General features: G+C 60.5%; 16 protein-coding genes. 5 read left to right on the forward strand and 11 right to left on the reverse strand.

The window, feature by feature from the left end:
• Positions 1 to 43: 43 nt before the first annotated feature.
• The 7 genes from J5N58_RS18680 to J5N58_RS18710 form a co-directional block, all read right to left on the reverse strand.
• Positions 44 to 1,531 carry a lipopolysaccharide biosynthesis protein gene (locus tag J5N58_RS18680; RefSeq protein WP_112829463.1) on the reverse strand — a complete coding sequence of 496 codons (1,488 nt, stop codon included), beginning with the start codon at positions 1,529 to 1,531 and terminating at the stop codon, positions 44 to 46.
• Positions 1,532 to 1,574: 43 nt separating this feature from the next.
• Positions 1,575 to 2,501 (reverse strand): glycosyltransferase family 2 protein, encoded by a 927-nt coding sequence (locus J5N58_RS18685; protein ID WP_162708265.1) that lies wholly within the window; start codon positions 2,499 to 2,501, stop codon positions 1,575 to 1,577.
• A gap of 33 nt (positions 2,502 to 2,534) precedes the next feature.
• Positions 2,535 to 2,981 (reverse strand): acyltransferase, encoded by a 447-nt coding sequence (locus J5N58_RS18690; RefSeq protein ID WP_112829465.1) that lies wholly within the window; start codon positions 2,979 to 2,981, stop codon positions 2,535 to 2,537.
• Between the two features lie 37 nt (positions 2,982 to 3,018).
• A complete protein-coding gene (locus J5N58_RS18695) occupies positions 3,019 to 3,870 on the reverse strand; it encodes a glycosyltransferase family 2 protein (RefSeq protein ID WP_112829466.1) in 852 nt (283 codons plus the stop codon).
• 570 nt (positions 3,871 to 4,440) lie between these two features.
• Entirely contained in the window at positions 4,441 to 5,427 is a 987-nt protein-coding gene (gene galE / locus J5N58_RS18700; RefSeq protein WP_113424734.1) for a UDP-glucose 4-epimerase GalE, read from the reverse strand.
• Positions 5,428 to 5,584: 157 nt separating this feature from the next.
• Positions 5,585 to 8,320, reverse strand: a complete 2,736-nt coding sequence (locus J5N58_RS18705; RefSeq protein ID WP_244712202.1) for a DNA translocase FtsK — start codon at positions 8,318 to 8,320, stop codon at positions 5,585 to 5,587.
• A 267-nt stretch (positions 8,321 to 8,587) separates the two neighbouring features.
• Entirely contained in the window at positions 8,588 to 9,823 is a 1,236-nt protein-coding gene (locus tag J5N58_RS18710) for an ROK family transcriptional regulator (protein WP_112829570.1), read from the reverse strand.
• Between the two features lie 297 nt (positions 9,824 to 10,120).
• Here J5N58_RS18710 and xylF point away from each other — a divergent pair, with 297 nt between their 5' ends.
• The 3 genes from xylF to J5N58_RS18725 all read left to right on the forward strand — a co-directional run bounded on the left by xylF (position 10,121) and on the right by J5N58_RS18725 (position 13,400).
• Entirely contained in the window at positions 10,121 to 11,164 is a 1,044-nt protein-coding gene (gene xylF, locus J5N58_RS18715) for a D-xylose ABC transporter substrate-binding protein (RefSeq protein WP_113339378.1), read from the forward strand.
• A 133-nt stretch (positions 11,165 to 11,297) separates the two neighbouring features.
• Positions 11,298 to 12,602, forward strand: a complete 1,305-nt coding sequence (locus tag J5N58_RS18720) for a sugar ABC transporter permease (RefSeq protein WP_425314477.1) — start codon at positions 11,298 to 11,300, stop codon at positions 12,600 to 12,602.
• Between the two features lie 15 nt (positions 12,603 to 12,617).
• Positions 12,618 to 13,400 (forward strand): ATP-binding cassette domain-containing protein, encoded by a 783-nt coding sequence (locus J5N58_RS18725; RefSeq protein WP_112829471.1) that lies wholly within the window; start codon positions 12,618 to 12,620, stop codon positions 13,398 to 13,400.
• 44 nt (positions 13,401 to 13,444) lie between these two features.
• Here the strand turns inward: J5N58_RS18725 and J5N58_RS18730 are convergent, their stop codons facing one another.
• The 3 genes from J5N58_RS18730 to J5N58_RS18740 form a co-directional block, all read right to left on the reverse strand.
• Complete coding sequence (locus J5N58_RS18730; protein WP_112829472.1) at positions 13,445 to 14,488, reverse strand: GlxA family transcriptional regulator; 1,044 nt, start codon at positions 14,486 to 14,488, stop codon at positions 13,445 to 13,447.
• Positions 14,489 to 14,659: 171 nt separating this feature from the next.
• The gene (locus J5N58_RS18735) at positions 14,660 to 15,433 is read right to left on the reverse strand and encodes a FadR/GntR family transcriptional regulator (protein ID WP_113339376.1); all 774 of its coding nucleotides are present in this window, start codon (positions 15,431 to 15,433) and stop codon (positions 14,660 to 14,662) included.
• Between the two features lie 185 nt (positions 15,434 to 15,618).
• Entirely contained in the window at positions 15,619 to 16,419 is an 801-nt protein-coding gene (locus J5N58_RS18740; RefSeq protein WP_113438461.1) for an NAD-dependent epimerase/dehydratase family protein, read from the reverse strand.
• 248 nt (positions 16,420 to 16,667) lie between these two features.
• On the opposite strand from J5N58_RS18740, the gene kduI reads away from it, so the two are divergent.
• Both kduI and kduD read left to right on the forward strand, forming a co-directional pair.
• Positions 16,668 to 17,492 carry a 5-dehydro-4-deoxy-D-glucuronate isomerase gene (kduI, locus tag J5N58_RS18745; protein ID WP_113438460.1) on the forward strand — a complete coding sequence of 275 codons (825 nt, stop codon included), beginning with the start codon at positions 16,668 to 16,670 and terminating at the stop codon, positions 17,490 to 17,492.
• A complete protein-coding gene (gene kduD, locus J5N58_RS18750; protein WP_113339373.1) occupies positions 17,489 to 18,229 on the forward strand; it encodes a 2-dehydro-3-deoxy-D-gluconate 5-dehydrogenase KduD in 741 nt (246 codons plus the stop codon). Before kduI ends, kduD begins: the two co-directional genes overlap by 4 nt.
• A gap of 7 nt (positions 18,230 to 18,236) precedes the next feature.
• On the opposite strand, the gene J5N58_RS18755 is transcribed toward kduD, so the two are convergent.
• Positions 18,237 to 19,154 carry a helix-turn-helix domain-containing protein gene (locus tag J5N58_RS18755; RefSeq protein WP_113339372.1) on the reverse strand — a complete coding sequence of 306 codons (918 nt, stop codon included), beginning with the start codon at positions 19,152 to 19,154 and terminating at the stop codon, positions 18,237 to 18,239.
• Positions 19,155 to 19,255 lie beyond the last annotated feature (101 nt).

The following is a 19,255-nucleotide window of genomic DNA, read 5'->3' on the forward strand; positions in this document are numbered from 1 at the left end:
AATCTCTCCATCTTCTGAATTGGCACAGGGGAACCGCGTCGGTTCAGCCCCGACCGCGCAGTTTCGTTAGAATCTTGACGACCAGTTTCTGTATCTCCGTTTCCGGTCCGGTGGGGCGTTTCGCCAGAATCCACAGGAGAAATGTCGAACCGCAATAAATCACGCCGCCAAGAGCAATGAGAGCGGCAAGCTGGATGATCCTTTCATAGAGGCCATCCACCGGTCCCCACATATCGAGCACTGCATACACGCCTGCCGCCATGAGCGCGGAACTGAAGAGCGCACGGAAATTCGCCGCGAGTTGGACAAGGACCGACACGCCCACGAATTTCTTCACGATAAACATATTGATTACCGCACTGAGGAGGCCGGTGAAAACGCGGCAGATGACCAGACCCTGCAGTCCGTAAAGCAGCAATCCCGCGGCAATGATCGGAACGCGGATGATGAGCATCTGCGTATCGCGGATGAATAATGTGCGTGTCTTGCCGAGCGCCATGCCCAGCGGCTGTACTAGCGATCCGAGCGTTTGCAATGCGTAGACCGAGGCGAGGGCCTGAATGATGGGGACGATATCTATCCATCGTTCCCCGAGAGCGAGCCGGACCAGCGGATCGCCAACAACGGCAAAACCAATGCCGGCCGGAAGTGCGATAGCGGCAAGCATGGCCTGCGCACGCTGGTAGGCATTGGCCAGCCGCTGGGGGTCATTTCGGACATTCGAAAAGCCCGGATAGATCGTGGCCGTCAGGGGGGCGGTCGTCTCTCTGGTTGGCATCATCGCCAGCGTGCTGCCGAGCGAGTAGTAGCCAAGCGCCGAGCTGTCCAGGTATTTTCCGGTGAGCAGGTAGTCGAAACGCCAGTTCAGCGTGTTGACGATCTGGCCGGCGGTCAGCCACACCGAGAAGGAAACGAACTCCCGCATATGTCGGAACGTTATTCTCGGGCGGAAGGGGAGAACCATATAGGAGGTAATCACGTTGGTCGCCTGCATTACCAGTGTGCCCACCACGAGCGCCCAATAGCTCTGATAGATGACTGCGACGGCGACGGTCGCCACAAAGCCGGCGATCTTCTGCACGACGTTCAGCACAAATTCCTGCCAGAAGATCAGGTCGCGCTGCAGCATGAAACGCTTTGGATTGGCAAGGCCGTTAATCAGCAGGCTAAGGCTGAGCGCCAGCATGACGTCGAAAAGCCGCGGATCGTTGTAGATGACCGATGACGGATATGCGATGCCGGCAAAGACAAGGCACAACAGCAGACCACGGGTCGCGCCGAGCGTCCAGGCGGCGCTGAAATGGGATTCCTGCGGATTTTCGTGACGTATCAGAGCCTGACTGAGCGAAAGGTCCGTCACGGTGGTCACAATCGCCAGCATTGTGGTCGCAAGCGCGACGATACCGAAATCGGAGGGCAACAGGTACCAGGCGAGAATGATCGTGCTCAGGCTCGATAGCCCGTTCACGATGGCTCGTGAAAGGCTGATCAGGAGGCTGCCTTTCATCAGGCGGTCGGCAACATTACTCATCGCTTACTCGACAATTGATACCAATCGAATTGCTGGACAGGCTTCAAAGCCCGCGTTCCTGCAGCCTGCGGCGGACGAAGTTCTTCACCATGAAAACCAGCGTAGGATCGCCAAGCAGCAGCCCGGTCGCCTTCTTCAGATCTTTCGCTGAAAGCGCCTGCCTGAAGTCTTTCCACCGTGCGTGCTTGATGATGACCTTCTTGCGAGTTTCCAACGCCTTGACCGAGGCCGGTGTGAGCCGGCTGCCAAGTCTGGCGATCAGCTCATCGGACATGGCGGCCAGATTCTGGAGAGAGCTCCCGGACCGTGTCAGCGAATTGGGGCGTCGGAAATAGATGTAGCCGGCATAGCTCGTGCCGTAAAATTTAGGATTGAGGGTGACGAAATCCGAATAGAGCAGAAAGTCTTCCCCGACCCGGCAGTCTTCCTGATAGCGAAGCTTGTTGCGGATCAGATAGTCGCGGCGGAACATCGGCTTCAAATAGCCGGAATTCATAAAGGCGACGGGGACGGTTTCGCGGAAAAACAGTTCCTGGGAGATCGGGATCGGATTGCTTCCCTTCAGAAACCCGAAAGCATCGAAGACATGGCGGTCGTCGCCGAAGTTTCGAACACTCTGATTGTCGACGACGGCGTCCGCGTCCGTTTTGCGGGCCAGATCGAGGAGAACCTCCAGCCTGTCCTCCTTATAAAGATCGTCAGCGTCGAGCAAAGTGATCCACTCGCCGGTCGCGATGTCGATGGCCTTGTTGCGAGCGGCCGAGGGACCTGCATTCCGGTCCAACAGGATCGGGACGACCCTTTGATCCTTCTCGCTGATCGCAAGGATAATCTCTCGCGATCTGTCCCTGGATGCATCGTCAATGACAATGCACTCCACGTCCGTGTGGGTCTGATTAAGCACGGAATGGATGGCTTTCGCCACGAAGTCCTCGCCGTTATGGCACGGAATGATAACGGATACTTTCATCGGGCCTCTTCGCATTTGAAGGGAATACGGATTTCAGTCATCCTCGTTCACCCGGTCCTTCAGGCGTCCGAACTTCAGGGTTTCAATGCCGCTGCGAATGACTTGCGCCGGATTGCCGGCGACAGCGCTGTTGGGCGGAACGTCCTTGGTTACCACGGCTCCGGACCCGATGACGCAGTTGTCGCCGATCGTCACGCCGGGCAGAATGATACTGCGGGCACCAATGAAGCAGTTCTTGCCGATCCGCGTGTCCGTCTTGATGGCGCGTGTCATGTCATGCGTCAGAATGGCGGCATCAAAGGCGATGTACGTCAATTCCCCGATATGGATGCCGCGCGGATGCGTCTTGTCGAGGCGTGCGCTCAGGGACATGACCACTGTGGGGTGGATGTCCATGCCCCAAACCTTGGTCAGATAAAGGCGCTTGCAGCCGACCACGAAGCGCTGGAGTTTGATGAATTGGTTCAACGAACGAAGCATGGGAGACCTTATCGTTTAATGAACGGACGCATCGGCATCATCCGGCAAAGGCGCGGGTCAGGGCGGAGAAGTAGTCCTTCCAGGGCATTTGCCCGCGGGCGGCGAGCAGGCTTCCGACCAGAAGCTTACGGCCGAGCGCCTGAATTTCAGAAGGACGTGTGCGGACGTTCTTGGCGATCGCGCGCAGCGAACCTGGATAATATTTCGCCTTCAGAGCCTTGTTCGGATCCCGATGGCCGATGCAGCGCGCATCGACATAAGCCGCCTTGCGGGCCTCCTGAAAGGCGCGGATCGCATAGTCCGTGTCCTCTCCGCCCGAAAGGGCTGCGCCCACGCCGAGCTGTTCGTCGAAGCCGCCGATCCTTGCCGCGAGCGGGCCGCGCAGGAAGATGGTGTTCGACGATGCGAAGGAGATGACGGTCTGGAGGCGAGGCTGGGTTGCGGTGAAACTTGCAGCCGATCGCGGTTCCATGCCGTAGCGGCAGAACCAGAAATCGAGCGAAGGGTCGGTCGAGAAGGCCCTGTGGATGGTGTCGAGCGTATCCTCGGGATACCAGCAGTCGTCGTCGGGGAAAGCTACGATGCCGTTGAGTGCGAGGCGGCCCCTGGCGTCCTCCCCCGTCAGCAGCATGTTGCGGGCCGCCGAAAGCGATCGGCGATCCGGAAGGAAGGATATCTGCGCCCATGATGGGCCGGATGCGATGAAGTTCTCTGCAGCTCCCGCGTCGCAGCGTTGCAGCAGGAGGAAGAGGGTAAGGTCCACGGCGGGATTGCGCTTCCGGAAGGCTTCGATGGAAGCGATCATTCGCGCAATATCGTCGCTGCGGCCCGATTGCATATCCGTGGTCGAGAACAGGGTTACCGGCAGCGCTGTACGGGTCTCACTCATGGGCACGGTTCCTGCAACTCGAATACGCTGTTGTTCCGGGAAGCCCGCGAAGAGTTCGCGGCATAGATCGTCCGGCGGAAGCTTGAGCGGCTGCCCGCAACTTTCGCCTTCATGCACGGCGATGGATCAGGCCGATAGTGGCGGTCGTCAGGAGCGACCGGCCAATTCTGGAGGAAAGCTCGCAAGCTGCCGAAGGCCAATAGAACAACGCACCCGCTATCTTTCGTTTCAGGCTGGCGCATGTATCTTGGCATGGGCATTGTTGCTGGCTGCAACGTGTTTCCGTTCAAGTTTCTCAGCCCCAGATTGCTTTTCAGCTATGGCTATTTTGCGGGTCCGCGCGACTTCTCTTGCAATTTCGCAGTCATTATTCATTCAAAACGAAGGCCTCCGGAAAAGCCATTGGTTCCGTTTTGCACTCCAACTGGTAATACTATAGTCCGAGCCGCAGCGGATCATCAACCCCGATTTGCCGCACTGCACAATAAACCTGACGCGGCCGGCGCGAACATCCCGGTATCGGCCACTTTGGAGGGTCGCCCGCCCGATATCGCTGCGGTAGCAATCCGCCTAACCCAGCATGTTGGACGAAGAGTGCCACCGCCAGGCCGTGCTGATGATGTCCTCGAGGGAGGAGTGGGGCTCCCAGCCGAGAACTTCACGCGCCTTTTCGTTGTTGGCAACGAGCGCCGGCGAGTCGCCTTCGCGGCGATCGACATAATCGACGGGGAAGCTCCGCCCCGAGACGTCTTCGATCGTCTGCAGCAGTTCCTTTACCGTTGTGCCGGTTCCGGTGCCGAGGTTGAGGGCCACGGAAGGCCCGCCGTCGAGCAGGTATTGCAGTGCCCGTACATGGGCGTCGGCAAGGTCCAGCACGTGAATGTAGTCGCGTACGCAGGTGCCGTCGCGTGTTTCGTAATCGCTTCCGAACACCTTGAAGCCTGCCCGACGACCGAGCGCGGCTTCGATCGCAAGCGGGATGGCATGGGTTTCCGGCGTGTGCCATTCGCCGATCCGACCTTCCGGATCGGCGCCGGCCGCATTGAAATACCTGAGAACCGCGGAACGCAGGCCGACATAGCTGTCATAATCAGAAAGCGCCTGTTCGATGATCCACTTGGTGCGGCCATAGGGGTTGATCGGTTGCTGGCGGTGGGTCTCGTCCATCGGAACTTGTTCCGGCAGGCCATAGGTCGCGCAGGTCGAAGAGAAAACGAAGGCTTTGACGCCAGCGGCCTGTGCCGCCGACAGAAGAGTCAGGGAGCCGATGACGTTGTTTTCGTAGAAGGATGGCGGGTCCTTGACGCTTTCGCCGACCTCGATCAGGGCGGCGAAATGCATGATAGCCGCGGGCTGATATTTTCTAAGCACTTCGTCGAGCCTTGCGCGGTCGCGGATGTCGCCTTTTTCGAGGGGACCCCATTTGACGAATTCCGCATGTCCGTTCGAAAGGTTGTCGTAGACAACAGGAAGAAAGCCTTTTTGGGAGAGTTGCAGGCAGGTATGCGAGCCGATGTAACCAGCGCCGCCGACGACCAGAACAGGCGTTTCCGTCATAAATAACCGGGCTCCGTTGCAGTGCACACTTTTCTAGGGACTGTATCGGGAAAAGACAAGCCGGCAGTTTCCCGCCGGTTTTGCTTTCGACGCTTTGGTCGGATGCCGAATAGAGTGACGACAGGCCGCCCGTCGGCACCTGTCGCCCGTTTCCCGTTCAGAAATCCGTGTCGGCGCCCGGAACTTCGGCGCTGTCGCGCCCACCAATGATGATCGACCTTTTGCCCACATGGTTGGCCGGGCCGACGAGGCCCTCCTGTTCCATGCGTTCGACCAGCGAGGCCGCCTTGTTATAGCCGATCGAAAGGCGACGCTGGATGTAGGATGTCGAGCACTTCTTGTCGCGCAGGACCACCTTGACCGCTTTTTCATAGAGGTCGCTTGCGTCCTCCTCGCCCATGGCCGATTTGTCGAAGACGGCACCGCCGTCGTCCGCCGTCTCTTCGACCTCATCGGCATCTTCGGTTACGGTGCCGAGATATTCGGGGCGGCCCTGTGTTTTCAGGTGAGCCACGACTTTCTCGACCTCCTCGTCCGACACGAAGGGGCCGTGGACGCGGGCGATGCGTCCGCCACCCATCATGTGCAGCATGTCGCCCTGACCGAGCAGGTGTTCGGCACCCTGTTCGCCGAGAATGGTGCGGCTGTCGATCTTCGAGGTCACCTGGAAGGAGATGCGGGTCGGGAAATTTGCCTTGATGGTGCCGGTGATGACGTCGACCGAGGGACGCTGGGTCGCCATGATGAGATGGATGCCGGCGGCACGCGCCATCTGGGCGAGGCGCTGGATCGCACCTTCGATTTCCTTGCCGGCGACCATCATCAGGTCCGCCATCTCGTCGACGATGACGACGATGTATGGCATCGCGGCGAGATCCATTTCCTCCTGCTCGTAGACGGGTTCGCCCGTCGAACGGTCGAAACCGGTCTGGACGCTGCAGAGGATCGTCTCGCCCTTGGCGCGGGCCGAGGCGGCGCGCGCATTATAGCCGTCGATGTTGCGGACGCCGAGCCGCGACATCTTGCGGTAACGGTCTTCCATTTCGCGCACGGCCCATTTCAGCGCCATGACAGCCTTCTTCGGATCGGTCACGACAGGCGTCAGCAGATGCGGAATGCCGTCATAGACAGAGAGTTCCAGCATCTTGGGATCGACCATGATGAGGCGGCATTCTTCCGGGCGCAGGCGATAAAGCAGCGACAGGATCATGGTGTTGATGGCGACGGATTTACCCGAACCGGTGGTGCCGGCGACCAGAAGGTGGGGCATCTTGGCGAGTTCGGCGATCACAGGCTCGCCGCCGATGGTTTTGCCGAGCGCCATGGCGAGTTTGAAACGGGTTTCCGTGTAATCGCGGGACTCGATCAGTTCGCGCAGATAGACGGTTTCGCGAACGGGGTTCGGCAGTTCGATGCCGATGACATTGCGGCCGGGAACGACTGCGACGCGCGCCGAGAGGGCCGACATGGAGCGGGCGATATCGTCGGAAAGACCGATGACGCGGGAGGATTTCACGCCTGGGGCCGGTTCGAATTCGTAGAGTGTCACGACCGGGCCGGGGCGGACGTCGATGATCTCGCCCTTGATGCCGAAATCTTCAAGGACGCTTTCCAGGAGGCCGGCGCTCTGCTCCAGCGCTTCGGGAGTCATGGTCGTCGTCTCCTGGAACCGGGGCTCCTGCAGAAGATCGATCGGCGGGAATTCGTATTCGCCCTCGGCAAGCGTCGACAACCGACGGAAGACCGGCTGGCTCGGCTGCTGCATGGGAACGGCTTCCACGGCCGTGCTCTCGGCCGGTGCATCCATCGCCGTTTCCTGACGGATTGCGGCTTCGGCGGCCTCTTCGCCGGTGGCGCAGGGTGTCGCGGCCGGATCGGCTTCACGCAGCCCGACTTCGCGATAGAGCGCGATGACCGACCAGTCCGGCGCCTGGAACGTCGGCAACGCTACGCCTGGCTGATTGGGGGCGGGTTGGGGGACGAGGCTCTGCGCCCTGACGACGGTTGCCTTCACGACTGGAGGCGTACGCGCCGGTGCAACTGCCATATGGTTCGGCTGCGCGACTTTGACGGGGCCCGGGGTTGGTGGCGCGACGCTGACCGGGCCAGCGCGAGGCGGTTCGATATCGTCTGCACTGCCGTCGAGGTTCATCGCCTCCCAGAAAATGTGATCCGAGAGATAGGCGGCATAGGCTGGCAGGGCCGGGGCGGCTGTGGACGGCAATGCGACACCTTTGCCAGGCTCCTGCGGCGCTATCGGAATGTTCGGCTGCGGCGGCGTGGCAATGACGGTGCCCGGTTTGGGCTCATGCATCGCGGGAGCCGGCGCTGTCGCCGGACGTCCGGCTGCCGGAGTGGCGACTTGCTGCAGACCGGCCGATGCCGCCTCTTCCTGCTGGCGGGCGAGTTCGCGCCGGAGTTTGTAGGTGAGGGCGCGTGCGCCGGTGGCATCCGGCGGCTGGGGCAGCATGACGGAGAGCCCCGCGCGGCGTTCTTCACGAGGGGCGACAGGCTGTGGCGACGCTGCCTGCACGGTTACAGGCGCTGGCGATGCCGGGATGACGACCGGAACCGATGCTGGCGTCGGCTCCGGAGCGGCCGCCGTCGGCACGGCGCTTTCCCTTGTTGTGCGACGTCCCAGGGCATTTTCGGGTGTCCGGGTGAAACGCACATTGGGGGCCATGGCAAAAGCGCTCTGCCAGATCGGCATTTCGGAACGCCCTTCGATCTCGCTGGCAGCGAGTTCGTCAGTGTGGCGGCCGTTTACTCTTGCGGGCAGCTTTTCCTCTGGCGCGGCCTCGATGCGACCGGCTGCGGACGGAGCCGGTTCGCGGGCCTTTTCTTCCCCTATGTTATTGTCGGAATTTAAGAAATTGGAGCGGGGGAGATGCATGGTAACCTGTACACTCGTTATACGCGGACAATTAACATCTCTTCTCAATAGAAAATAAACGTTAACCAGCCCTTGCCGAGGCAGGGGCCAGCTCCCCTTCCGGGACGCGCCGGGATGCTGCAAGTCATGATTTTCCGAGCAGCTTCAAGGCATCCCGCCCCGCTAAATTTTTTGTGGAATCCGCTTTTGAAGGCTTGTCGTCGCGCTGCGTGGATCAGCCGGCTCAATCCAGCCTGAATGCTCCGAGGTGGAACGTCCGGTCAAGCGCTAAGCGACGTTGCCGGCCGCTTGGGGGCGCAGTTGCACGATGTCCTGGTCGATCAGCGCCAGCGCGTGATCGAGATGACCTTCGAAAACCAGGGCTCCCTCGTCAAATGCCACCGAGATCTCCGGCATGCCGGAAAACCGGACGATATGGGATTGAGACAAACCTTCCTCTATCCCCTGGCGCAACAGATCGTAATAGCGCGTGCCGGGGCCGGTGATGGTGATCGGCATGTGTTCATAGAGGCTTAGAAGCCGCGACAGGCCGTTGCCGAGCGCAAGGCCTGCCTGCCGGAAGGCATGCACGCTGCCGCGGTCGCCGCGGTGGGCAAGAGCTGCGATCTTGTCCACTTCCGAAAGGGGAACGAACTTTGCCGGCAGGGTATCCGTCGGCACCTCGAAGGCGGTCCGCAAAATGGCGTAGAAACCGGCATAGGCCTCAATGCAGCCCCGGCCTCCACATCGACACAGCGCGCCGTTCGCCTGGTGCAGCATATGCCCGAAATTCGGAGAGATGACATTATAGCTGCCGCTCGGCGATTGGGTCGCGACGCCCAGCCCTATGCTGTGGCCGAGGGACAGGGCGGCAAGTGCACGTGGGCCCGTTTGTCCCGACCTTTTGGCACGGCTCGCCAAAGCGCCTGCGACGAGTTGGGTTTCATTGGCGAGCAGGACCCGCCCACTCCAGTCCGCCGCAAGCAGTGACCCGAAATCGATCCGTTCCGTTCCGAGCACTGGCGACCAGAGCAACAGCGGCCGTTCGGTGTCGACAAGGCCCTTGCTGCTGATGGAGATGGCCAGCACGGAAGACTGGGCGAGGTCCGCGCGGGTTACAGTTTTTTCCAGGCCGGACCTCAGAGCCATTGAGAAAGCCAAAGCGCCGCCCGATGTAACCCGGGACTCGGAGAATCGGTCGATCAGCCGGGCGGAATAATCCACGAGCGAATATTCCAGCGCATCCGAAGAAATGCTGACAACGATGAGGTAGCCGCAATTACGGCGCGGTTCGAACAATACGCGCGGACGTCCTCGTCCGCCAACGGGTTGATGCTCGGATTTCACCAGGATCTCGGCGCGCTCGAGTTCCGCCGTGATGGCGGAGACGGTGGCGGAGGAGAGGCCGGTTGCCGCAGACAGTTCAGTATGGGCGAGCCGGCCGCCGCGCCTCAGCGCTGAAAGCACGAGCGCGCTGTTTTGCCGACGGATGATTTCCGTGCTGCTGGATTTCGTCGGAAACATGGACCTCCGTTCCTGCCAGTCCCGGATCTTGGAGGCGTGGCGAATATCCGCCACAACAACCGAAGGCATCCGCCTGTCAACCTGAAAAGCCGATGAGCCGCTTTTCCGCCGTTTGTGACCTGTGCAGGCCTGGTGTTGTCGGCGTCATTTCAGCGGAAATTGCCGTGTTGACAGTCCCGATGATCTCTGACATCTATTTTCTCGACTGTCGAGAAAAATATTGGAGGCTCGACGGCGCAATCGTGGCAGCCGGCGGGAGCAGTGGATGCATCCGGTCGCCAACATCGGGAGGACATCATGAAGTCTATTTTCAAGCTGATGGCAGGGGCTGCCATCATTGTTTCCTTGCACTCCGCCGCAGCCATGGCTGCGGATGTCGTTGTCGGCGTTTCCTGGTCGAACTTTCAGGAAGAACGCTGGAAGACCGACGAGGCCGCAATCAAGAAGGCTCTCGAGGCCGCCGGGGCGAAATACATTTCCGCTGACGCGCAGTCTTCGGCCGCCAAGCAGCTCACCGACGTCGAATCGCTGATCTCCCAGGGCGCCAATGCGCTGATCGTGCTTGCCCAGGATTCCGACGCCATCGGGCCCGCCATCGAGAAGGCTACCGCGGAAGGTATTCCGGTGGTCGGTTATGACCGTCTGATCGAGAATCCGGATGCCTTCTACATCACCTTCGACAACAAGGAAGTGGGCCGCCTGCAGGCGCGCGAGGTGTTCAAGGTGAAGCCCGAGGGCAATTACGTCTTCATCAAGGGCTCGTCTTCCGATCCGAACGCCGACTTCCTCTTCGCAGGTCAGCAGGAAGTGCTGAAGGAAGCAATCGACGCCGGCAAGATCAAGAATGTCGGTGAAGCCTATACGGATGGCTGGAAGCCGGAAATCGCCCAGAAGAACATGGAGCAGTTCCTGACTGCGGCTGACAACAAGGTCGATGCAGTCGTCGCTTCGAACGACGGCACGGCCGGCGGCGCGATCGCTGCTCTGGAGGCTCAGGGTCTTGCCGGTTCCGTGCCGGTTTCCGGCCAGGACGCCGACAAGGCTGCCTTGAACCGTGTTGCGCTCGGCACGCAGACCGTTTCGGTGTGGAAAGACAGCCGCGAGCTTGGCAAGAATGCCGCCGAGATCGCGCTTCTTCTGGCGAGTGGCAAGACCATGGATGATGTGCCTGGTGTCATGACCTTCAACGGCGGTCCGAAGGGCGTCGCGATGAAGTCCGTCTTCCTTGCCCCGCTTCCGATCACCAAGGACAACCTCAATGTCGTGATCGACGCCGGCTGGATCAGCAAGGCGGAAGCCTGCCAGGGCGTCAAGGCTGGTTCCGTCGCTGCCTGCAACTAAGCAGGCGGGCCTATCAGTCCGGAATGCCGCAGCGGGGTTCCCGTTGCGGCATTCGTCGCGCGATCAGTAGACTATGAGGCAGGTTTTGCCAGCAATGAATGAAGAGTGGAGGGGCGGCAACGCAATGGCCGGCATGATGCAGACCACAACATCCAAGAATGCGGGAGTGTCCAGCGGTGTGGCGATCGCCTCGTTCTTCAGGGCGACCGAAATCGACACACGCCTTCTCGGCATGGTCGGAGCTCTTCTCATCATCTGGGTGGGCTTCGAGATATTGACCGGCGGATTGTTCCTGACGCCCCGCAACCTTTGGAACCTTTCGGTGCAGACTTCATCGGTGGCGGTGATGGCGACCGGAATGGTTCTGGTCATCGTCACCCGTAACATCGACCTTTCCGTCGGTTCCATTCTCGGCTTTACCGGGATGATTATGGGCGTGCTGCAAGCCAAGCTTTTGCCCGGCATCCTCGGCTTCGATCATCCTGCCACATGGGTTCTGGCGCTGGCCGGAGGCATCGTGGTCGGCGGGCTGATCGGCATGTTCCACGGCGCGATCATAGCCTTCCTCAACGTACCGTCCTTCATCGTCACGCTCGGGGGGCTGCTGGTCTGGCGCGGTGCGACATGGTTTGTCACCAGCGGTCAGACGGTTGCACCCATGGATGCCAATTTCCGCCTGATGGGCGGCGGCACGGAAGGCTCCATCGGCTGGACCGCAAGCTGGGTCGTCGGTGTCATCGCCTGTATCGGTATCGTCGCCGGCATCATTCATTCGCGCCACCAGCGTAAGCGCTTCGGTTTTCCGCAAAGACCGCTCTGGGCGGAGTATTTTCTTTCGGCGCTCGGCTGCTTCATCGTTCTCGGCGCTGTCGCCGTCGCAAACAATTATTTCTGGCCGACGAATATCGCCCGTCGCTATGCCGACGCCAACGGCATTGCTTGGCCCGATGGTGGGCTGCTGATTTCCCACGGCGTTGCGGTTCCGGTTCTGATCGCCCTCGGTGTCGGTCTCATCATGACTTTCGTCGCCACCCGTCTGCGGTTCGGACGCTATGTTTTTGCGATCGGCGGCAATCCGGAAGCGGCTGAACTCGCCGGCATCAAGACCCGTTGGGTCACCGTCCGCATTTTCGCGATCATGGGCATTCTCTGCGCCATTGCCGCAGCGATCTCGACCGCCCGCCTCAACGCCGCGACCAATGCGCAAGGCGAACTCGACGAACTCTACACCATCGCTGCAGCCGTGATCGGCGGCACGTCCCTTGCCGGCGGCACCGGCACCATAGCCGGGGCAATGCTGGGGGCGCTGGTGATGCAGTCGCTTCAGTCCGGAATGGTGCTCCTCGGCATCGATACCCCCTTCCAGCGCATTGTCGTCGGCGTCGTCCTTGTTGTCGCCGTCTGGCTCGACACCGTCTATCGCGCCCGCGCAAAGTAATCAGGAGTTTCCATCATGACGGAGCAACGCACGCCCCTCGTGGAAATGAAGGACATTTCCATCTCCTTCGGTGGCATTCATGCCGTCGACAGGGCTTCTGTCGATCTCTATCCCGGTGAAGTCGTGGCCCTTCTCGGCCATAACGGCGCAGGCAAATCGACGCTGATCAAGATCCTCTCCGGCGCCTACAGACGTGATAGCGGCGATATCCTGATCAACGGCGAGCCGGCCGATATCCGCAATCCGCGTGACGCCAAGGCCTATGGGATCGAGACGATCTACCAGACGCTTGCTGTTGCAGATAACGTGGATGCCGCCGCCAATCTCTATCTCGGTCGAGAACTGAAGACGCCCTGGGGCACGCTCGACGACGTTGCCATGGAGGCGAAGGCCCGAGAGGTAATGGGACGGCTCAATCCCAACTTCCGCCGCTTCAAGGAACCGGTAAAGGCGCTTTCCGGCGGCCAGCGGCAATCGGTTGCGATCGCGCGAGCGATCCTGTTCGATGCCCGCATCCTCATCATGGACGAGCCGACCGCAGCGCTTGGGCCCCAGGAGACCGCACAGGTCGGGGATCTCATCCGTCAGCTGAAGTCGGAGGGTATCGGCATCTTCCTCATCAGCCACGACATCCACGATGTCTTCGATCTCGCCGACCGGGTCTTTGTCATGAAGAATGGTCAGGTGGTCGGACATGCGCGTACGCAGGATGTGACCAAGGACGAAGTGCTCGGCATGATTATCATGGGCAAGTGCCCGCCCGGCGCGATTCCGGGACCGGGAGCGATGCGGGGCTGACGGCGCATCTCCGGCGCAGAGGCGCCGGAGACCGGCCATGCCGGTCATCCCTCCGACTCGATGCCGGCGAAGAGGTCGTCATCGAGATGTACGAAGCCGTTGTCCTTCTGCCGTGATCTGAGGACGTTCGGCGTGCAGCCGAAGGTCTGCCGGAAACGCCTGCCGAAATGGCTGGAATTGGCGAACCCGACTTCAAGGGCGATATCGATCAGCGGTTTCGAGGTCTGAAGGACGAGGCTTCGCGCGCGTCGCATCCGCAGTCTTGCATAAACCGCGCCTGGCGACATCTTGAGCCGTCGGTGGAAGAGCCGTTCCATCTGTCGACGCGAAAGGTTCATCGATTTCGCCACATCGTCCATCGAAACGGGCTTGTCGAGATTGTTCTCCATGAAGATCAGCGCAAGGCGCATCTTGGAGTCCTTGTGCTCGGTCGACAGTGGATTGCGCGGCTGGATTTCACGCCCCTCGCGCCGGCGCTCGATCTGCAGGATCTGAAGGGCGTTCTTTTCCGCCGTATTGCCGATATGCCGGCGTACGAGGCTTGCGGCAAGATCCGCCACCGCGCTTCCCCCCGCGCAGGTGATGATGTCACGATCCTCGACGTAAAGCTGGTTGCTGACCAGTCTGTGATCGGGGAAACGGTCGAGATAATCGTGGTGATGCAGCCAGCTCACGCAGGCAGTCCGGTTCTTCATCAGGCCGGCCTTGGCCAGAATGAAGCTGCCGGTGCAGACACCGATGACCTTGACCTTTTCGCTGATCGCCCGTTTCAGATAGCGTTCCATCTCCGCATCGATCGGGTCCTCGACATTCAGCAGTCCCCCGACGACGGCCAGATAATCGAATTCTCTCGGAGCCGGCAGTCCGGTTCCCGGTGCTATCTGCACACCGCAGCTCGAGCGGATGAAATGGCCATGGGCGCTTAAGATCTGCCAGTCGCAGTGTTTCCGCGTCGAGCGATCTTCGTCATCGCTCGCCAGCCGCAAGGTGTCGACGAAAAGCGCAAAGGCGCTGAGTGTGAAGCTCTTGCTCAAAATGAAGCCGACCTTGAGAGGCGGGCGCGGCTTGGCGGGTTCGGAACTGGACATGTTGGATCTGCAAAGCTTCCCGCTATCGGCACGGCAATGTCGGCGACGTGTCCCGTGACGGGCGCCGGTCGCAGTCATCTCCGTTATTCAAGGGAAGCATTGGCTCGCAGAACATGAAATATGTCAATGCCTACCAGCGGCGGCATCTGTTCGCGGTGCGGCTATCGATTTTCAGGCCGGGGCTTCGGTTTGCTGGATGCGGTTGCGCAGCAAGGCCCGGTAACGCGCCTGGCTGCCCTTCAGATGCTGGCGCATGGCAAGCCGGGCGGCTTCCTCATCGCCTTCCATGATGGCGCTGACGATCCGTTCGTGCTCGGCATGGATGCCGCGAAGATAATCGTCGGAAACGGTCTCCTGCCCTGTCGCCCGGAGCGAACGCCGGGGAATGACGTTCGGACCCAGCATCGTCAGGAATTCGCGAAAGCGTGGATTGTTGGTCGCATCAGCGATGGCAAGATGCAGTTCGAAGTCAGCTTCTCCTGTCGGGAGGCCCTGACGGGCGAGGCGGTCGATTTCGCGGAAGCGTTCAACGATCCTTTCCTCCTGGGATGGGGAGCGTCGTTGCGCGGCAAGGCCCGCGGCCTCCACCTCGACCGCGGTGCGGAGTTCCAGAAGTTCGATGACGGAGGAAATGCGCACGAAATCGATGTTCTGGAACGGTACCTCCAGTTCGGGCACCGGTTCGAGGACGAAGACACCTGCTCCCTGGCGAGGTTCAACCAGTCGGTCGGCGCGCAGAGCGGCGATCGCCTCGCGAACGACCGTGCGGCTGACCCCGAACTCGCGGGTGAGTTGGGCTTCGCTCGGCAGGCGTTCACCCGGCTTGTAGGCGCCCGCCTCGATCTGCTGCTTCAGGGCATCGCGAAGCGTGACGACCAGATTCCGGCTTTTCGTTGCGACGCTAATGGGTGGCACTCCTCTGTCTTCGTTCACAATGCCTATCATACCTGTGGTGAAATCTCAGGGATATCCCGAATGCATCGCGGGATTTCCCCCGAAGCCCTGCTTGGAGCGCATCGCGATCCTTCAGGTTCGCTCCCTATCCTTCAAATCTTCATTTCACCGCATGTCGTCACCGCAGGACCGCTCAACGCTTTTTCGCGACCTGTTTCAGGAAGCCAAGCGTGGCCTTATTCGTCCTCCGGGAATATTGGGTCCTGCGTGAAGAGCCCGCCTTGCCAGCGGGCGGCCGGATCGTCTGGGCCGGGGCGCTCGCAAGCGGCTTCGATCTTCGAACGGAAGATTTCGGCATTGTCTTTCGGCTTCCAGCCGAGAAAGCCGGCGGTGGAATTGTCCCACCAGCCTGCATCGTTGTTCGATGCGCCCCAGATGACGGGGCAGCCGAGTTTCGGCGCGCGGAATACGGCCTCGATCAGCGAGACGAAATCATCGTAGGAAAACCAAGTGGAAAGCATGCGGTGGTTGACCGGTTCGGCCACGCAGGACCCGATGCGCACGAGCGCCGTCTCCTGCCCGAACTTCTCATGGTACATCTGCGCCAGAGACTCACCGAAACATTTCGATACGCCGTAGAGCCCGTCCGGACGATAGGGATGGTCCACCGACAACCGTTCGGTCTGTGGATAGAATCCGATGGTGTGATTGGAACTTGCAAAGACGATGCGCGGCATCCGATGCGCGCGGGCGGCCTCGTAGAGATTGTAAAGGCCGACGATGTTGCCAGCGACGATCTGCGAGAACTTGCGCTCTACCGAGACGCCGCCGAGATGGACGATCCCGTCGCAATCCTCGACCAGGGCACGCACTGCCTTGGCATCGGCAAGATCGCACTGGACGATTTCCTCGTTCTTCCGGGCCGCCCCGATCGGGGCGATATCGGATAGGCGCAGGATCGTTGCCATGGGTGCGAGCCTTTCCCGCATCACACGGCCCAGTGCACCCGCCGCGCCGGTAATCAGAAGTCTCTTCACTGTCTTCTCCCTCCGGAATTCCTCAAGTCGTCATACATGCTCTTCGCTGACGCTGTGCGTCAAGCTTGGAGACAGTGCGGCCTCCTTCGCATGCATCTTCCGTAATGGGATTCGATACCCCGTCGGGAGGAAGCACGTCTTGCCCACGGCGCTTGACAGCATTCAACATGTCATACAAAACTGTCAACATATATTATGTTAACTCGCTCTCCCCGGGTGGCGGGATTTATCAAGAAGGAGGTTCGCGCATGCTGAACGTGGAAACGAGGCACGCCGTTCACGCTGATCACGCGAGATCGCTCGATACAGAGGGCCTTCGCCGGCACTTCCTGGCCCAGGGTCTGTTTGTGGAAGGTGAGATACGGCTGATCTATACGCATTACGATCGATTTGTCATGGGAGGCGCCGTGCCGTCCGGCACGCCACTCGTGCTCGATCATGTCGAGGAGACAAAAACGCCGGGCTTTCTCGACCGACGGGAGATGGGAATCGTCAACATCGGTGCTGAGGGCAGCGTGCGCGCCGGCAACGAAAGCTGGTCGCTGAACCGAGGTGACGTACTTTATCTCGGCATGGGTGCCGGGCCGGTTACCTTCGAAGGCGCCGGGCGCTTCTACATCGTCTCGGCCCCGGCGCATCGCAGCCTGCCCAACCGGCTCGTCACGCTGGCCGACAGCAAGGAGGTCAGGCTTGGGGCTGTCGAGACTTCCAACAAACGCACCATCAATCAGTTCATTCATCCCCTGGTCATGGAAAGCTGCCAACTGGTGCTGGGATATACCACGCTGGAGGATGGCTCGGTCTGGAACACCATGCCTGCGCATGTGCACGACCGCCGCATGGAGGCCTATCTCTATTTCGGCATGGATGAGACGTCGCGGGTTCTGCATCTGATGGGCGAGCCGCAACAAACGAGGCATCTCTTCATCGCCAACGAGGAGGGCGCGATCTCGCCGCCGTGGTCCATCCATGCGGGAGCCGGCATTGGCAGCTATACCTTCATCTGGGCCATGGCCGGCGACAATGTCGATTATACCGATATGGACTTCATCCAGCCGGGAGATCTTCGATGAGTATGTTTTCGCTTGCCGGCCGTCATGCGTTGATTACCGGCGCCAATACCGGCATCGGTCAGGCGATCGCCATTGCCGTTGCTTCGGCCGGCGCCTCCGTGACCTGCGCGGGGCGCTCCTCTTCGGCGCAGACGGTCTCCATGATCGCCGGCGCGGGCGGAGAGGCAAGGGAGCTGGCGCTCGATCTTTCCGATCCCATGGCGGCAAGAGATGCTTTTGCCGAAAGCGCTTACGATCTCCTCATCAACAATGCCGGCATCATTCGTCGTGCCGATGCAGTCGATTTCTCCGAGGATGACTGGGACGCGGTGATGGACGTGAACCTGAAGGCCGTCTTCTTCACCTCGCAAGCCTTTGCGCGGGCTCTCATGTCCAGAAACGCAAGCGGAAAGATCGTCAACATCGCATCCCTGCTGTCGTTTCAGGGCGGCATTCGCGTTGCCTCCTATACGGCCGCCAAGCACGGCGTGGCAGGCATCACCAAGCTGCTGGCAAACGAATGGGCGTCCCGCGGCATCAACGTGAATGCGATAGCGCCCGGTTACATCGCCACGAATAACACGGAAGCGCTGCGGGCCGACGAGGAGCGCAACGCGGCGATCCTCGCACGCATTCCGGCCGGACGCTGGGGGCGGGCGGAGGATATTGCGGGTACTGCCGTCTATCTTTGTTCGCCGGCAGCCGATTATGTTCATGGCGCCATTCTTAACGTCGATGGCGGTTGGCTCGCGCGCTGACGGCGTATCAGACCGCCTCGCGCCGGGCGAGACGGGCCGCCTGTTCCGGCTCGTCCAGATGCAGCAAGGTGCCGTCGCGACTGCGGCGTACCTTCTCGATGTGATCGCGTGGACTCATCCCGACGATGCGCTTGAACATGCGGGAGAAATAATAGGGATCGGCATAGCCGACTTCGGCCGCGGCCGCGGAGACGTTGATGCCGGTCTCCAGCAGGTGCATGGCCCGTTCCATGCGCTGGAGCTCCTGATATTTTCGGGGCGTACGACCGACCCGTTTCTGAAATTCCCGCAGGAAATAATCGCGATTGTAGGGAGCGGAGGCCACAGCGGTCTCGGCGATGTCGGGGTCGAGCGGCGCTGCTGCGATCTGCGAGGCAACCTTCATGACCGCCAGGTCCATCGCATCGCTGCCCTCCGGCTGGTAGGTTGCGGTGTCGCGCCAGTTCTCGAAGGCGTCCTCCACATGGGAGATCAGGAGATACATGAAGAGGTGATGCTGGGCGAGTGTGACCGAGCTTGGCGGAGCGCTCTGTCGGTAGTGCCTTACCAGCGGTTCCAGCAGAGGCCAGCGGGAGAGCCTGACCTTCGGTCTCAGTTTCATCTGAGCGAGAAGATCGTGGCGGCCATAAATGTCGAGCGTAAAATGCTGCGCGATACCGATATAGGTCTGCCGGCCTTCGTTCCAGCCAATGAAGCGGCTGTTGCGCGGAATGAGCATCGACTCGCCGGGGGAAAGAGAAAAGCGCTCGCCGTCGATCAGATATTCTCCGCGACCCTCGAGGCATATGAGAAGGTCGTCCACGGGGTTTTCCTTGTCGATGCGCCACGTCCGCGAATGCTGCATTCGAATGGTGGCGCGTGTCAGGGTCAGGGTCAGCGCGCCGGGCGGAATACTCGACAGAATTCCACCTTCGATTTCGTCCATCTTTTTCCCCGCCTTTGTCAATTCTGTCATTCACGGTCTTTTCATAGGATAACACGAAAGCTGGTTGATAAAACCGGATGGGACGGAGGAAACGTGCATAT

Origin of the sequence: Paenirhizobium cremeum (genome assembly GCF_022884085.1) — a bacterium.
Classification (GTDB): Bacteria; Pseudomonadota; Alphaproteobacteria; order Rhizobiales; family Rhizobiaceae; genus Allorhizobium; species Allorhizobium cremeum.

What these genes read in the sequence shown, in the direction of transcription:
- J5N58_RS18755 (WP_113339372.1), bottom strand. Translation starts at nt 19,154, where the DNA reads ATGGACGAAATCGAAGGTGGAATTCTGTCGAGTATTCCGCCCGGCGCG.
- J5N58_RS18690 (WP_112829465.1), bottom strand. Translation starts at nt 2,981, where the DNA reads ATGCTTCGTTCGTTGAACCAATTCATCAAACTCCAGCGCTTCGTGGTC.
- J5N58_RS18710 (WP_112829570.1), bottom strand. Translation starts at nt 9,823, where the DNA reads ATGTTTCCGACGAAATCCAGCAGCACGGAAATCATCCGTCGGCAAAAC.
- J5N58_RS18720 (WP_425314477.1), top strand. Translation starts at nt 11,298, where the DNA reads ATGATGCAGACCACAACATCCAAGAATGCGGGAGTGTCCAGCGGTGTG.
- J5N58_RS18680 (WP_112829463.1), bottom strand. Translation starts at nt 1,531, where the DNA reads ATGAGTAATGTTGCCGACCGCCTGATGAAAGGCAGCCTCCTGATCAGC.
- galE (WP_113424734.1), bottom strand. Translation starts at nt 5,427, where the DNA reads ATGACGGAAACGCCTGTTCTGGTCGTCGGCGGCGCTGGTTACATCGGC.
- J5N58_RS18730 (WP_112829472.1), bottom strand. Translation starts at nt 14,488, where the DNA reads ATGTCCAGTTCCGAACCCGCCAAGCCGCGCCCGCCTCTCAAGGTCGGC.
- J5N58_RS18725 (WP_112829471.1), top strand. Translation starts at nt 12,618, where the DNA reads ATGACGGAGCAACGCACGCCCCTCGTGGAAATGAAGGACATTTCCATC.
- J5N58_RS18735 (WP_113339376.1), bottom strand. Translation starts at nt 15,433, where the DNA reads ATGATAGGCATTGTGAACGAAGACAGAGGAGTGCCACCCATTAGCGTC.
- J5N58_RS18685 (WP_162708265.1), bottom strand. Translation starts at nt 2,501, where the DNA reads ATGAAAGTATCCGTTATCATTCCGTGCCATAACGGCGAGGACTTCGTG.
- J5N58_RS18705 (WP_244712202.1), bottom strand. Translation starts at nt 8,320, where the DNA reads ATGCATCTCCCCCGCTCCAATTTCTTAAATTCCGACAATAACATAGGG.
- xylF (WP_113339378.1), top strand. Translation starts at nt 10,121, where the DNA reads ATGAAGTCTATTTTCAAGCTGATGGCAGGGGCTGCCATCATTGTTTCC.
- kduI (WP_113438460.1), top strand. Translation starts at nt 16,668, where the DNA reads ATGCTGAACGTGGAAACGAGGCACGCCGTTCACGCTGATCACGCGAGA.
- kduD (WP_113339373.1), top strand. Translation starts at nt 17,489, where the DNA reads ATGAGTATGTTTTCGCTTGCCGGCCGTCATGCGTTGATTACCGGCGCC.
- J5N58_RS18695 (WP_112829466.1), bottom strand. Translation starts at nt 3,870, where the DNA reads ATGAGTGAGACCCGTACAGCGCTGCCGGTAACCCTGTTCTCGACCACG.